We start from the raw sequence: 14,556 nt of genomic DNA on the forward strand, positions 1-14,556 counted from the left end.
GAGAGGATGCGATGGTCCATGTTCAAGGCGAACAAATGGCTGGTCATCATGGTCTGGTTGACGGCCCTTGTCGTGTACGGCGTGTTTGAAATCGACAGGGCGATTCGAGCGACTATAGGTGTTCAAAATTTGCAGTTTTCGGATACGCCTGTCCCTGTAACGGTCAATGACCCTGCCCTTGATAATGTTTCGGTAATCCCCATGGGGGGCAACACGGTTTGGATTCTGAACCGAGCCAACATGGAAGTCACCGTCATTACGAGGGATCGGGACGGCCAGTTCCATATGGAGGGCCCCATGAGCATCCTTACTCACTAACGCCCCTCCCACGAGGCAACGTCCCACGAGTCAACGAGGAGCGACGCGCGAACGAAGACCGTCCTCTGTCGCCGCTCCCCGCTCATACTCAATACTCCACCATCGCGCCGCCCCACACCAAACCGCCGCCGAACGCCACCAGCATGAGCAGATCGCCGCGCTGAATGCGCCCGTCGCGGATGGCGGTGTCCACCGCGATGGGAATCGTCGCCGACGAGTTGTTGCCGATGTTCTGGATGGTGCTCACGACCTTCTCGGGCGGGAAATCGAGGCTCTCCGCCACCGCGTCGATGATCCGCTGGTTGGCCTGGTGCGGGATGAGCCAGTCGATCTCGTCCTTCTGCCTTCCGGTCTTCTGCAGCAGTTCCTCGGCGGTGGCTGCCATCACGTTCACGGCGAGCTTGAAGATCTTCCGCCCGTCCATCACAATTTTAGCCTTCGCACCCTCGCCGTACGGCGTCCGGCTGCCTCCTCCGGGGATGTAAAGATTCTCGAAGTAGGTGCCGTCCGTGTGAATGGCAGTCGCGAGCACGCCGCCGGGTTCATCTGGCTCGCCACGCGACACGACGAACGCGCCCGCTCCATCCGCAAACAGGATGCACGTGCTGCGGTCCGTGTAGTCCGTGAAGCGCGACAGCGTGTCGGCGCCGACGATGAGCACGTGCTGGTGCAAGCCCGATTTCACGAACTGCTCCGCCACCTGGAGCGCAGACAGAAAGCCGGCGCACGTGGCATGGAGATCAAACGCGCCGATGTTGCGGCAGCCAAGGCGCGCCTGGACCTGACAGGCGACGGGCGGCAGCAGGTGGTCTGGGGTCTCCGTGGCGACAATCAGAAGATCGATGTCCTTCGCGTCCAGCTTTGCGTCGGCGAGCGCCGCCTGGGCCGCGAAGTAGGCAAAGTCCGAGGTGGCCTCGTCCGGCCGCGCAATTCGCCGCTCGGCAATGCCCGTGCGGGTCTGAATCCACTCGTCAGAGGTCTCCACCATCTGTTCAATTTCGACATTGGTCAGGCGCGTCTCCGGCAGGTAGGAGCCCACGCCGCGAATGACGGCTTTATACAATCCATTCACCTCTCCGCCAGTATAACAGCCAACGACATGGCCCATGTGGGCCAAAGTGCGCCAGAATCGTGACGAAATTGGCGATCTTACGCGGGTCGCTACCCAAACTGGATAGCGGTTACAATGGAGATCAACGCGGAGCTGAGCTCATTTGGGGGTGGCTGGCTGGATGATCGCACTGGAAGACAGGTTGCGCGGCGGCATGTGGGGGTTGCTTGTGGGCGATGCGCTCGGCGAGCCCTATGTCGGACTTCAACCCGAAGAGATGCCGCCTGAGGGCGAGATAGACATGGAGGGGCCGCCTGGGGAATGGGTGGCCGTGGTGCCCCCGGGCACGTGGACCGACGATGGTGCGCAGGCGCTGTGTCTGCTCGACTCGCTTCTCACGTGCGGCCGGTTCGATCCGGCGGACTTCGCCGCGCGGCTCATCGCGTGGCATGACGAAGGACTTTGGACGGTGGACGGACAAGCATTTGGCATTGGGTGGCAGACCAAACTGGCCATTCAGGAGATGAAGCGCGGCGTGGAACCAGAACGCGCGGGGCTGGTGCTTCCGGAGGGGAAGGGCAACGGCGCCCTGATGAGGGTCCTACCGCTCGCGCTATGGCATCGGGGCGATGATGCAGCGCTTGTCGAAGATGCGCACCGGCAGGCGCGCGTGACGCACGGCCATGTCACGAATCAGGTGTGCTGCGCTGTGTACTGCTTGTGGGCGCGGCGCATGTTGGATGGTCAAGCGCCTAGCGAGGCGTACGAGAACGCCATCGCGGCGCTGCGCGGCCTTTACGGGAAGGAATCGCCGTACCGCCGATCCCTCGAAGATGAGGTCCGTCCAGACCATTCGCCTGTCACGAACGGCGATGGCTACGTCGTGCACACGCTTAACGCGGCTCGCCTGGCTCTAAACGAGACGAGCTACGAGCGGGTCGTCAGGCGCGCCATTCAGCTCGGTCGGGACACGGATACCAACGCGGCCGTGGCGGGCGGGCTTGCCGGGATCGCATTCGGCGCGTCGGGCATTCCGGAGAGGTGGCGTCGCCAGCTCAGGGGGAGGGACAAGGCGGAGCCGCTTGTGGAGTCCCTCGTGCGATGGCGCCTCGGCTGACGATCAGCCGTTGACGGTCGGGTAGATGGCTGTCGGATCGCCCTTGAACTTCGTCTCCGTGTAGAGCGCCGGGTTGGTCAGCTCGTATCCGGATTGGCCCTGATACGTCAGACGCAGCGCGGGCTGGAAGTACACGTTTCGGTAGGCGGATGGCTGGCGGAACGTGCAGTAGAGCGCCAATGTGTGGCCGGGCGGGACGGTGATGGGCGAGACCAGCGTCTTGGCCTGCGTCGGAATCGTGATGGGCGCCTGCTTGGGATCCATGACGTACGCGGTGCGCCCCAGCTCCACGCCGCCACCCACAGCAAAACCATCGAATGTAACGGGGTGCGGGAGCGGGTTTGCAACCACCATGGCGAACACGTGGGACGTCGTGAACGTGCCACTCTCGCCGGCAAAGCTGCGCAACTGAAGCAGCCAATTCACGCGCTTCGGCACGAGGGTGACGTCCATTTCGCCGAATGAGAAGGTGTGCGTCCAATTCGGTGTCGCGATGGTGAGCGTGGGTTCGGCGCCGCGCATGGAGCGCGTCGCCATCGACGTGAAATGCAGCTGAAATTCGATGGAGTCGTTGGTGAGCTCAAGCTCCTGCTGAGAGAAGCTGCGCGTGTGCAGGCCAGGCGTCTGGAGCTGCGCGGACGACACAACGCTCTGCGTCGTGGGATTTGCATCGATGAGCAGGCATTGCAGCGCAAGCGGTGCCTGCTTGGTGGTCACGGCGTCGATCATCCAGTGATTCACGAGCATCCACTGCGAGCTCGCGGGGGAGGAGCCGCAGGCGGTGGACACCGCACAGACACCGACGAGGGCCGCGGAGGCGGCGGCGCGAGAGAACCATGCCCGGAGAGCCACGCTATCATCCTTGTCCATGAAAGGTTGGAGAAATTATAGCACGTGAAGCGCGAGGATGCTCGCGAGCATGCGAGCGAGGGCTCGCGCCAGGACAGGCCCTCGCGCTGGGCGAACGGCGCCGGGGCTTCCCATGGACGGATCGACCGCCGTCACACGTCCCAGGACATGGACGACCAGGCCGTGGACTCGGTTTGAACCGCCAGCACGTCGTCCATCAGGCGGGCGAGTTGCTGCGCCTGCGCTCGGCGGCTGTAGGCCGGATTCCACGTGCGCCGCTCGGTGACAGGCTTCTCCATAAGGTGGAGCATGGCCTGCGCGATGGCGTCAGGATGATCCGGCGGCACGACGATGCCCGCCTGCTCCCGGCGGACGAGATCGGCGGCTTCGCCTTCGCGGAGCATGGCGAGGATGGGGCGGCCGGCGTACAGGTACTCGTACAGCTTGCCGGGCACGTAGTCCTTGGCCTGCGCCGACTGATCGCCGATGAGGAGCGTCGCGTCGGCGGCCAGCATGCGGGCGAGTGCCTCGCGGCGCGGGAGGTAGCCGAGCGGCTCGATCACGGCCTCAAGCCCAAGCTCCCGGATGAGGCGCGCATGGTGATGGTGGCCGGGGTAGTCGAGGACGCCCGCGAACTGAATGCGGAGGCGCTGGGGAGTGATGTGCCCGTTTTGCAGCAGTCGATGCACGGCCTGAAACAGGGCGTCCGCTGACCGCCCGGGGTACAGGATGCCGCCGTAGAAGAACGTGAACGGCTCTTCTTCGCCCTTGCGCCTGGCGGGCGCAGGCGGAAAATCCGCCTCGTCCACGCCGTTTCGGATGACGTGAATGTCGAGCGCGCGATGCGGGTACTTCGCCGCAAAGAGGCGCCAGAAGCCGTCGGTGACCGTCACGATGGCCGATGCGCGGGCGAAGACCGTGCGCTCGAGCCGCCGCTCAAGGGCGGCGCGCCAGCCGCGATGGTGGAAGTGCAGGTTGTCCGTCCACGGATCCCGAAAATCCGCAATCCAGGGCGTCCGCGCAAACGCCGAAGCGATGAGACCTGCAAGCTGCGTGCTCTGCGGCCCCGAGGTGGTGTAGATGCAGTCGACGACGCGCTGCCGCACGATGCGCCGGGCCGCGAATCCGGCGAGCATGGCCCACGCCACGGATTCGTCCGGGATGAGCGCGTGCGCTTGGGCCCACTTCCACGCGCTCCAGGCGAGCCGCTTCCACAGCGGGCGCCGCGCCTGGGCGGACGGCTGCTGCGCCGGAGCCGAGCCGTCGCCCACCATGCGCCCCGACCAGCGGGCGAGCTGCTTCGACACAACATCCGTGACGCGCACAATCTGCACGTCCTCGGGGATCTCGTCGAGAAGCGACGGATCGGGCGTGGCGCTGTAGACGTGATCGGCCGTGAGAACGGTCACCTTCCAGCCGAATTCCCCGAGATATTTCGCGAATTTGAGCGGGCGCTGCACAGCGATCCCGCCGACCGGCGGGAAGTCGTGGCAGATGATGAGGGCGTGGCGGCGCTTCATGGCACCATCTCCACCGCGCAGTCCCGTTCGGCGGATGCGTGGGGCGCGGGCATGGCGATGTAGGGCAGGTGGCTGTCGCCGCGGATCTGCCAACCCGCCTCCTTGAGGCTCGGCACGAGGCGGCGCTTGAGATCCAACACGACGAGAGGCTGACGCGCGAGGGCGAGGAGGGCGGGCCAAGGCGCTGCATCAAACGCCGGCTGCCAGGCTGCGACGGCCACGGCATCCGCGTCCGCCAGGCAGTCTTCGAGCGACGCCGCCTGGAAGGGGAAGTACGGATCGACGGTCGGATCGAACGCCATAACGCCGGCCCCGCGCTCGGCGAGGATCTCCGCGAAGTGGACGGCCGGGCTCTGGCGGATGTCGTTCGATCCGTCCTTCATGCCGAGGCCCAGAAGCGCCACGCGCGCACCCGACAGGCGCTTGCCGATCTGGCGCAGCGCGTCGTCGAGTTGGCGGGCGGCGCGATGCGGCGCCGTCAGGTTGATTTGGCGGGCCAGTGAAAAGAGCGGGATATGCTCGTCGGATGTGAGCGAAGCCGCGAGGTACGCGTACGCGTTCGGGATGCAGAAGCCGCCGACGCCGATGTTGGGCTCGAGCAGGTGCACGCGCGGGTGCGTGTTGGCCATGCGGATGAGCTCATAGACATCGACGCCGTGCTGCTCGGCGACCATCTTGAGCTCGTGCGCCAAGGCGATATTGACGTCGCGCTGCGCGTTTTCCACGACTTTGGACAGCTCGGCGACGCGGAGGCTGGTCTTGTGCAGCCGGCCGTCCGTGAGGCGGGCGAGCACGGCCATGGCGCGATGGGCACACGCGTCCGTGAGTCCCGCGACAACGACATCAAGGGTCTGGAACTCTTTCATTGCGCGGCCCTCGGCGACCCGCTCGGGCGCGTACGCCACGTGGAAGTCCCGGCCCGGCACCAGGCCGCTCGCCGACGCGAGGCGGGGGACAATTTCGTCCTCCATCATGCCGGGGACAAGCGTGCTGCGGATGAGGACGAGGTCGCCCCGGGAAAGGGCCTGGCCAAGGTCGTTGACGCAGGCGAGAAGCGGCGCCTTGTCCACGACGTCGCCCGCCACCGGCAGGCCGACGGTGACGATGAAGGTGTCGGCGCGCTCGGCGGCTTCGGCCAGCGCTGTCGTGGCGGTGAAGCGGCCGCTTTCGAGGTGCCGGCGCAGGATGCTTGCGAGGGATTCGCCTCGGTAGGGCTCCATGACGTGCGTCACGCTGGCGCGGAGTTCGTTCACCTTGCGCTCGTCCACATCGACACCGATCACCGTCTCGCCGCGCTCACAGAGCGCGAGGGAGAGCGGCAAGCCAATATAGCCAAGTCCAATGACTGCAATCTGCGTGCGCATGCGGGTTCCTCCCGTAGGTTCGGATCTGGCATGAGAACGTGCGTGAGGCGTTTATGCGCAGTGTAGCAAGCCAGCATGAACCGACTGTGAGGAGTTTGCAAAGATTTGGTGTACAAGTTGCAAGGAAACTGCAGCGAAGAAGCGCGATCTCGGCGGGCTACAGCAAGCGATTGTTTTCAGACTCGTCACAAATTTGTCACATAAACTGTATCAAAACACTATTCACAAGTACGGTATTGTTTTAATACAATTGTGCCAGAACAGAAACACAGGCCGAGGGGAGATGAGAGAGACAGACACACGGTGATGAGCGAACCACCTCGCATCAGCAATATGCACCTCGCGGACTTGTTCTCGGAATCTTGGCTCGACTTGAGACGGATCGACATGAAACAGGAATGAGACAGGCGCATGGCAAACGCGCCGCATATGGAACCTAGGGGGAATGGAAGATGACATACTTCAAGACGGCTGCGGAACTGGAGCAACATTGGAATTCGGATCCGCGCTGGAAAGGCGTCGAGCGCGCCTACACCGCCGAGGATGTGATTCGGATCAGGGGTTCGGTGCATATCGAACACACGCTCGCGCAGATGGGCGCGGAGAAGCTGTGGCGGCGCCTGCATGAAGACGGCTTCATCCGTGCGCTCGGTGCCCTGACGGGCAATCAGGCTGTGCAGCAGGTCAAGGCCGGCCTGAAGGCCATCTACGTCAGTGGCTGGCAGGTGGCGGCGGACGCGAACCTGGCTGAGCACATGTACCCGGACCAGAGCCTGTACCCGTCCAACAGCGTGCCGAGCCTGGTTCGCCGCATCAACAACGCGCTTCTGCGCGCGGATCAGATTCAGACTTCCGAAGGCAAGGGCGACACCGACTGGATGGTGCCGATTGTGGCCGACGCGGAGGCGGGATTCGGCGGTCCGCTCAACGTGTTCGAGCTCATGAAGATGATGATTGAGGCCGGCGCCGCGGGCGTCCACTTCGAGGATCAGCTGTCGTCTGAGAAGAAGTGCGGCCACATGGGCGGCAAGGTGCTCATCCCGACATCGCACGCGGTCCGGAATCTGACGGCTGCGCGCCTCGCCGCAGACGCGCTCGGCGTTCCCACGGTCATCGTGGCGCGCACGGACGCCAACGGCGCTTTCCTCATCACGAGCGATGTGGACGATCGCGACGCGCGGTTCATCACCGGCGAGCGCACACCGGAAGGCTTTTATCGCTTCCGCGGCGGGCTGGAGGCCGCCATTGCCCGCGGACTCGCCTACGCGCCGTACGCCGACATGATCTGGTGCGAGACGTCCGAGCCGAACATCGAGGAGGCGAAGCGCTTCGCCGAGGCCATCAAGGCCGAATTCCCGGATAAGCTTCTCGCCTACAACTGCTCGCCTTCGTTCAACTGGCGGAAGAAGCTCGATCCGAAGACCATCGAGGAGTTCCAGGAGACCATCGCGTCGTTCGGCTACAAGTTCCAGTTTGTGACGCTCGCTGGCTTCCACGCCCTCAATTACAGCATGTTCGAGCTGGCATACGGCTACAACCGGCGCGGCATGGGAGCGTACTCTGACTTGCAGCAGCAGGAATTCGCTGCGGAGGACCGCGGCTACACGGCGACTCGCCATCAGCGGGAGGTGGGCACAGGCTACTTCGATGAAGTGGCGCAGGTGGTGTCTGGCGGACTTTCGTCCACGACAGCGCTCACCGGCTCCACGGAGGAGGAACAGTTTGTGGAGGCGTGACGGCTCAGCCCGACGGGCTGATGAGCCCCGCGATCTCGGCGCTCTGCGAGGATGGTTCCAACTCGGCATGGCACTCACTTTGGGGCCCGGTGTGGCCCCGTTTTTTGTTGCGTGGTTGCAGGGTAGCAGGTGAGAACATAAGGAGCAGGGGAATTCGGACGGCCCCGTTCGCAGACGAGGTCTGGGGCGAAGCGGGGCGTGTGGTGCCATGGATCACCACACTGAGAAGCGGCGGGGTGAGGAGCGCGAACCTGAATCGATGGCGAAAACCCGGGGGGTTCGCGAAATGCGAGAATTCCGCATGGGGGCTGGATTTTTGAGCATAGACAGGGTATGATGATGGCAGTTGGAAGGCGCGTGAAGGACGCGCGTTGCGTAGGTTCGCGATTTTCGCCCGGAAGGCCGCGCCAGGAGCGGGCTCAGGGGCGTAGAGTTGATCCGCCGAGATCGTCGGCGGCCCCATTGAAGCGGATAGAGTCCGTCTGCTGTTGTGGCTCCAGCAAACGTTGATCCGCCGAGATCGTCGGCGGCCCCATTGAAGCTCCATAATCGCCGCCACATGATCACGCCGCAAAGTGTTGATCCGCCGAGATCGTCGGCGGCCCCATTGAAGCTTGCGTTGCAAGATCGTGATCTCCGCTGTGTTATGTTGATCCGCCGAGATCGTCGGCGGCCCCATTGAAGCCCGGTCTTCCAGACGGCATTCGGGATCAGGATGTTGTGTTGATCCGCCGAGATCGTCGGCGGCCCCATTGAAGCAGCGCGTCGTCCCACATGTCGTAAACCGCGCCCTGTTGATCCGCCGAGATCGTCGGCGGCCCCATTGAAGCTACCCGGCGTCGTAGATGGACTTGGCCGTGGCCTCCGTTGATCCGCCGAGATCGTCGGCGGCCCCATTGAAGCATCTTGTGGGAATATACGTCGTTCCCCGCAGGAGGAAGTTGATCCGCCGAGATCGTCGGCGGCCCCATTGAAGCAATCTCTTGCTCAGCCCGCTTTGCTCGATGTCCCACGTTGATCCGCCGAGATCGTCGGCGGCCCCATTGAAGCTTTACAGACCTCCTTCCAGTCCTCATCTCTGCAGAGTTGATCCGCCGAGATCGTCGGCGGCCCCATTGAAGCGTGAGCCGTAACCCATATATGTCTGGGTGCGTTTGGTTGATCCGCCGAGATCGTCGGCGGCCCCATTGAAGCGTGACAACGAACGCATGGACGGAACTGCAATACGAGTTGATCCGCCGAGATCGTCGGCGGCCCCATTGAAGCCGACACCGGTTTCTTATTCTCCACCTATAAATACCGTTGATCCGCCGAGATCGTCGGCGGCCCCATTGAAGCTCGAAGCCGTGTTGACAGGTGGCACCATCTGCATCCGTTGATCCGCCGAGATCGTCGGCGGCCCCATTGAAGCTACCTCGCCGTAGTATCAGAAGCCATTGCTGTCCATGTTGATCCGCCGAGATCGTCGGCGGCCCCATTGAAGCAATCGCAGGATGTCTCGTACCGTCAACACCGAGAACGTTGATCCGCCGAGATCGTCGGCGGCCCCAATCACGACAAAGAGGGCGGTAATCACCCGCCCTCTTCGAACATCTTTAATCGTGGCGATGCATTCCGCTTTTAAGCTTCTATCCTCCGAAAGTCATCCCGTGAGCCAAGCCAGCATCCGAGTGCCACAACGGCCATGCCGATCAGGGCGATGGCGTCCGAAGGACTGCACCATCTGTCCAACATGCCACCGAGCCACGAGCCGAGCGGCGGGCCAAGTGCAATCAGTGAGCCCCGTAGGCCCATGATGCGTCCCATGACCTGTGTCGGCACAGAGCGCTGGACGACGGTCCGCGCCAATGGTGGATACCCGCCAAACAGGAGTCCGGCGCAGGCGAGGAACACGTAGATGAGCGTGAAGGCGTGGATCCAGAACACCGGCGCGAACGTCGCGCCCCATCCGATGATCATCATCGCCATGACGACGCCGGTCCTGCGTCTCTTGGAGATCCAGCCACTGAACGCCGCTCCAGCAATGGAGCTGATGGCATAGGTGGACCAAAGGCTGCCTAGGATCCAGGCACTTCGGCCAAACTGTCGGTGGGTCAGGAGAGGCAACTCGATGTCAAGTGCACCGTACGCCACATTGAGCGCCCACGCGCCGACGGTGATCCACCAGACCGGGCGCAGGGCGTACAAAGTCTTCATGGCCTCGAGGGTGTTTTGCACAAACGATCGCGCCACTTCACACATCGTCATCGGCGCATGCCTCGCCTGCGCGGGTACCTTCGCCATTCCAACACATAGCGCCGCGAGCCAAAACGAAATTGCGTCCGCGAACAAGGCCGCGGAGCTACCTACGCGCGCGATGGCGAATCCGCCAAGGGCCGGTCCCAGAATGGTTGCGCCGTTCCACAGGATTTCCATGAGCGCATTGACGGGGCCAAGCTCACCATCCGCTATGATGTTGGGGATGACGACGCTCCAGCCAATGGTCGAAAACGGCGTAAGGCAGCCTGCCGCAATCGCGAACATCAGAAGCGCCCACACAGGAAGCGCGTGCATACGTTGCAGCACGGCGGTGGATGCGAACAAAGCGCCAAGCATGACTTGGGATGTCATGAGCACCCGCTTGTGCGAAGTGTGGTCCAGGACATGCCCAACGGTGGGGCCGAGCGCGACGGCTGGCAGGCCGAAGGCAAGGCCCAGCCATCCCATGATTTGCGCGCTCTTGGTCATGGTCATCGTGGACCACAAAAGCCCCATCCAGCCCGCCTGATCACCCAAAACGGACACGCCATCCGCAATCATGAAAAGTGCCAGACTGCGGCGTTGAAACCACCCGTATGTTCTCATGTTCAGTTGTCACCTCGTCAGGAGCCCCCTGCTGGAAGCTCGCAAATGGTTGCAGACGGGGCTTCCCCCGACGAGATGCATCAAATGGGCCTGTGCATCCGAACGGCTCCTCTCGGCAATCTCCAGAACATTTTAACACGCGCCCACAACAAAAGCGCCGCTCGTGTGGAGCGACGCCTCTGCTTGACTCTCCGCATTATCTCCGCGGTTCGTACGGAATGCCATCCGCCGCTGGCGGCGTGGATCGGCCGATGAGCCCGGTCAGTGCGAGAATGGTCAGCGCGTACGGGATCATCTGCAGAATGTTGGACGACACGCCATGGCCTTGCAGCACAATGCCGAGCGCGGTGGAAAAACCGAAGATGAGCGCCGCGCCGAACGATCCGAGCGGCGTCCACTTGCCGAAAATCATGGCGGCGAGCGCGATGTACCCGCGGCCACTCGTCATGTTGGACGTGAACCCGTTCAGGATCCCGATGGACAAATACGCTCCGCCGATCGCGGAAAACACGCCACTCAGCACCACGCCGAAATACCGCAGCCGCCACACCGGGATGCCGAGCGTGTCCGCGGCGAGCGGATTCTCGCCGACGGATCGCATCCGCAGGCCAATCCGGGTGGAGAACAGGAACCAGTGAGCGAGAAAGACCAGCACAATGCCGATGTACATCAGCACGCTTTGATTGCGGAAGATGATGCCGATGTACGGAATGGCGTCGAGGCCCGGGATGCTGAACGACGGCAGCTTCGGGGTGTTCACAGGCGTGCCGCTGTAGCCAAACAGGGTGTTGAGCAAAAACGTGGTGAGGCCCGCCGCAAACACGTTGATGCCCATGCCGAGCACGGTCTGGTCCGCCGAGACGTGGATGGCGCCCCACGCGAGTGCCAGGGCCGTGAGGGCGCCGCAGATGATGGCGGCCAGAAGCCCAATCCATGCGCTCCCCGTCCAGTATGAGAACGCGACGCCAAAAAAGGCGCCGATGAGCATGATGCCTTCCATCGCGATGTTGACGACGCCAGTGCGTTCGGAAAACGTCCCCCCGACCGCCGGCAGCGCGAGCGGAATGGCCATGGACAAGGTGAGCGCCCAAATCTCCGGATTGGAGAAGATCATGCATCCATCCTCCTTCGCTTCGCGGCTCTGGGTGCCTCTGCTTCAGCTCGCTGGCGTCTGGGCGCGCAGAGATCGGCGGCGCCGATACCAGCCGATGACCTGCGGAATAATGCGCTCACATCCAACGAAGAAGATGATAAGGCCCGTCAAAACGTCGGTGAGCGACGCAGGGACGTTTGATGCAATCTGCATGTTCTGGCCACCCGTGGTGAGCGCGCCAAAGAACAGGCCGGCAATGACGACGCCAATGGGGTTGTTGCGGGCCAGGAGCGCCACGACGATGGCTGTATAGCCGTAGTTCGATGAAAAGCCGTCCAGTAGCTGATGATCCACGCCCAGCATCTGCACAGATCCGGCCAGGCCGGCGAACAGGCCCGAGAGCCCGAGGGCCGTGACGATGGAGGACTTCACGCCGATCCCGGCGTAGCGCGCGGCACGCGCGTTCAGGCCCACGGAGCGAAGCGAAAATCCAAGCGTCGTCTTGTACAACAAAAACCACGCTGCCGCGACGGCAATCACCGTGATGACGATGGAAATGGGCGAGAGCTGCGCCTGCTGAAATCCCTGCGCGAAGTACGGAAACTGGGTGTTCGGCGCGATGGGCGGCGACTGCGGGATATAACCCTTCTGCTGCATCGGGCCGCCTTCAATCAGGTAGCGCGCGAACAAAATGGCGATATAGCTCATCATCATGGTGGTGATGACCTCGTGCGCGCCGACGAAGGCCTTGGTCAATCCAGGGATCACGGCCGCCCACAGCGCCCCAGCGATCATGCCGGCCACCAGGCACAGGATCATGTGCACCACGCCCGGGAGCGATGTGAAGTGGTAACCGACCCAAGCGGCGGCTGTCGCGCCCATCCAATATTGGCCGTCCGCACCGATGTTGAAAAGCCCGCTTTGGAATGAGATGGCGATCCCGAGCCCGATGATGATGAGCGGCAGGCTCGCTGTCAGGGTGTTGCCGATATTGACCGGGCTTCCGAACGCGCCGGATACGAGCGATGCGTACACCGACAACGGGTGGTAGCCCAGCGCCGCCACCAAGATTGCGCCGATGACAATCGCCACAAGGCTCGCTGCCACCGGCAGGAGAATGGATCGAAGCGCCTTCACGCGGTTCCCTCCTTTCTCCGCTGGCCCGTCATCATCAGGCCGAGCATCTCGCGCGTCGCTTCTTCGCCGCGCACAATCCCGACAATGTCGCCGTCGTGCATGACGGCAATCCGATCGGACAGACTCAGGATCTCGTCCAATTCCAGCGAGATGAGCAGCACCGCTCGACCCTCGTTTCTCAGGCGCACCAACTGCCGATGCACACCCTCGATGGCGCCGACGTCCAGACCGCGGGTGGGCTGGGCTGCAATGAGCAGGACGGGATCGCGCGAGACTTCGCGAGCCAGAATGACCTTCTGCTGATTGCCGCCGGACAGCTCGGACGCCCTGCGCCGGAAGTCGGGCGGGCGCACATCGAACGTTTGAATCAACTGTTCCGCCTGCGACTCGGCGGCCCGCCGATTGAGAATGCCGCGCCGCGAAAACGGCGGCCTGCGGAAGTCGCGGAGAATCAGGTTGTCGGCGAGATCGAAGGACAGCACGAGCCCGTCCAACTGCCGATCCTGTGGCACGTATGCGATGCCGAGCTCCGTCCGACGCGCCGGGGACAGGTGTGTGATGTCGCGCCCTTCAAGCCGGATCTCGCCGGATTCGGCCCGCAACAGCCCCGCGATGGCGTCGGCAAACTCGAACTGACCATTGCCGTCGATCCCAGCAATGCCGAGGATCTCCCCGCGTCGGACCTCCAGGTTGACACCCTTGACGCGCTCATGGCGATCCGCCGAGCGCACACGCAGGTCGCGAACCTGCAGGACGGGTTCGCCCGCCTGAAGCGGCGGCTTCTCCACGCGCAGCACCACCTCGCGCCCCACCATGAGGTTGGCGAGCATCTGCGGCGTTGCGCCTTTGGTCTCGAGGGTCTCCACAGTCTTGCCCTGGCGCATCACCGTGACGCGATCGCTCACCTCGAGCACCTCGTCCAGCTTGTGGCTGATGAAGATGACGGGCACGCCGTCTTCCTTCAGCGCGCGGATGATACGAAACAGCTCGCGCGTCTCCTGGGGCGTGAGGAGCGCCGTGGGCTCGTCCAGGATGAGGACGCGCGCTTTCCGGTAGAAGGCCTTGAGGATCTCGACGCGCTGCTGGAGGCCGACCGTCAGGTCGCCGACTTTCGCGTCGGGATCGACGGCGAGGCCATAGCGTTCGGACAGCTGGCGAACGAGCCTGGACGCCTCGCGACGGCGGAAGCGAACGCCGCCGGGTTCGTCGCCGAGGACGACGTTTTCTGCGACGGTGAACGCCGGGATGAGCATGAAGTGTTGGTGAACCATGCCGATTCCGGCCCGAATGGCGTCGCGGGGGCTGCGGAAGTGGACCGGCTCGCCAAACAGCCGAATCTCGCCAGCCGTCGGCTCGAGCAGGCCGTAGATGACCTTCATGAGTGTGGATTTGCCGGCGCCGTTTTCGCCGAGGATGGCGTGCACCTCGCCGGATCGCACCGAGAGGTTGACGCCGTCATTGGCCTTGACGCCCGGGAACCACTTCTTGAGGTCGATGACCTCGAGCACGTTCTCCAAGGTCGGGATC

The 14,556-nt window shown here is 63.4% G+C and carries 11 protein-coding genes and 1 CRISPR repeat array; of the genes, 3 read left to right on the forward strand and 8 right to left on the reverse strand.

The features are described 5' to 3' along the window. Window positions 1-18: 18 nt before the first annotated feature. Window positions 19-318: a hypothetical protein gene (locus AMA01_RS06500; RefSeq protein WP_067849138.1), complete on the forward strand. Its 300-nt coding sequence runs from the start codon at window positions 19-21 to the stop codon at window positions 316-318. Window positions 319-406: 88 nt separating this feature from the next. On the opposite strand, the gene AMA01_RS06505 is transcribed toward AMA01_RS06500, so the two are convergent. Beyond that, complete coding sequence (locus AMA01_RS06505) at window positions 407-1,381, reverse strand: beta-ketoacyl-ACP synthase III (protein ID WP_082744034.1); 975 nt, start codon at window positions 1,379-1,381, stop codon at window positions 407-409. A 169-nt stretch (window positions 1,382-1,550) separates the two neighbouring features. Between AMA01_RS06505 and AMA01_RS06510 the strand changes: the two genes are divergently transcribed. Next, window positions 1,551-2,486 (forward strand): ADP-ribosylglycohydrolase family protein, encoded by a 936-nt coding sequence (locus AMA01_RS06510; RefSeq protein ID WP_067849141.1) that lies wholly within the window; start codon window positions 1,551-1,553, stop codon window positions 2,484-2,486. Window positions 2,487-2,489: 3 nt separating this feature from the next. On the opposite strand, the gene AMA01_RS06515 is transcribed toward AMA01_RS06510, so the two are convergent. The 3 genes from AMA01_RS06515 to AMA01_RS06525 form a co-directional block, all read right to left on the reverse strand. Beyond that, complete coding sequence (locus tag AMA01_RS06515; protein ID WP_067849145.1) at window positions 2,490-3,338, reverse strand: hypothetical protein; 849 nt, start codon at window positions 3,336-3,338, stop codon at window positions 2,490-2,492. A gap of 149 nt (window positions 3,339-3,487) precedes the next feature. Continuing rightward, window positions 3,488-4,855 carry a glycosyltransferase family 4 protein gene (locus AMA01_RS06520; protein WP_067849148.1) on the reverse strand — a complete coding sequence of 456 codons (1,368 nt, stop codon included), beginning with the start codon at window positions 4,853-4,855 and terminating at the stop codon, window positions 3,488-3,490. After that, window positions 4,852-6,219, reverse strand: a complete 1,368-nt coding sequence (locus AMA01_RS06525; RefSeq protein WP_067849151.1) for a nucleotide sugar dehydrogenase — start codon at window positions 6,217-6,219, stop codon at window positions 4,852-4,854. The genes AMA01_RS06520 and AMA01_RS06525 overlap by 4 nt, the downstream gene beginning before the upstream one ends. Window positions 6,220-6,671: 452 nt before the next feature. Between AMA01_RS06525 and aceA the strand changes: the two genes are divergently transcribed. Further along, window positions 6,672-7,955 (forward strand): isocitrate lyase, encoded by a 1,284-nt coding sequence (aceA, locus tag AMA01_RS06530; RefSeq protein ID WP_067849154.1) that lies wholly within the window; start codon window positions 6,672-6,674, stop codon window positions 7,953-7,955. Between the two features lie 432 nt (window positions 7,956-8,387). Continuing rightward, a CRISPR array of direct repeats spans window positions 8,388-9,512; the repeat unit is 37 nt; unit sequence GTTGATCCGCCGAGATCGTCGGCGGCCCCATTGAAGC. Window positions 9,513-9,575: 63 nt separating this feature from the next. Here aceA and AMA01_RS06535 read toward each other — a convergent pair. From AMA01_RS06535 to AMA01_RS06550, 4 genes are all read right to left on the reverse strand, one after another. Beyond that, complete coding sequence (locus AMA01_RS06535; RefSeq protein ID WP_067849157.1) at window positions 9,576-10,799, reverse strand: MFS transporter; 1,224 nt, start codon at window positions 10,797-10,799, stop codon at window positions 9,576-9,578. 196 nt (window positions 10,800-10,995) lie between these two features. Beyond that, window positions 10,996-11,913, reverse strand: coding sequence for an ABC transporter permease (locus tag AMA01_RS06540; protein ID WP_067849160.1), 918 nt, complete (start codon window positions 11,911-11,913; stop codon window positions 10,996-10,998). 42 nt (window positions 11,914-11,955) lie between these two features. Next, window positions 11,956-13,029, reverse strand: a complete 1,074-nt coding sequence (locus tag AMA01_RS06545) for an ABC transporter permease (RefSeq protein WP_067849163.1) — start codon at window positions 13,027-13,029, stop codon at window positions 11,956-11,958. Then, window positions 13,026-14,546 (reverse strand): ABC transporter ATP-binding protein, encoded by a 1,521-nt coding sequence (locus tag AMA01_RS06550; RefSeq protein ID WP_067849166.1) that lies wholly within the window; start codon window positions 14,544-14,546, stop codon window positions 13,026-13,028. The genes AMA01_RS06545 and AMA01_RS06550 overlap by 4 nt, the downstream gene beginning before the upstream one ends. Window positions 14,547-14,556: the final 10 nt, after the last annotated feature.

The sequence above is a fragment of the Alicyclobacillus mali NBRC 102425 genome, assembly GCF_001570745.1.
GTDB lineage: Bacteria > Bacillota > Bacilli > Alicyclobacillales > Alicyclobacillaceae > Alicyclobacillus > Alicyclobacillus mali.

What these genes read in the sequence shown, in the direction of transcription:
- AMA01_RS06525 (WP_067849151.1), bottom strand. Translation starts at nt 6,219, where the DNA reads ATGCGCACGCAGATTGCAGTCATTGGACTTGGCTATATTGGCTTGCCG.
- AMA01_RS06520 (WP_067849148.1), bottom strand. Translation starts at nt 4,855, where the DNA reads ATGAAGCGCCGCCACGCCCTCATCATCTGCCACGACTTCCCGCCGGTC.
- AMA01_RS06500 (WP_067849138.1), top strand. Translation starts at nt 19, where the DNA reads ATGTTCAAGGCGAACAAATGGCTGGTCATCATGGTCTGGTTGACGGCC.
- AMA01_RS06535 (WP_067849157.1), bottom strand. Translation starts at nt 10,799, where the DNA reads ATGAGAACATACGGGTGGTTTCAACGCCGCAGTCTGGCACTTTTCATG.
- AMA01_RS06510 (WP_067849141.1), top strand. Translation starts at nt 1,551, where the DNA reads ATGATCGCACTGGAAGACAGGTTGCGCGGCGGCATGTGGGGGTTGCTT.
- aceA (WP_067849154.1), top strand. Translation starts at nt 6,672, where the DNA reads ATGACATACTTCAAGACGGCTGCGGAACTGGAGCAACATTGGAATTCG.
- AMA01_RS06540 (WP_067849160.1), bottom strand. Translation starts at nt 11,913, where the DNA reads ATGATCTTCTCCAATCCGGAGATTTGGGCGCTCACCTTGTCCATGGCC.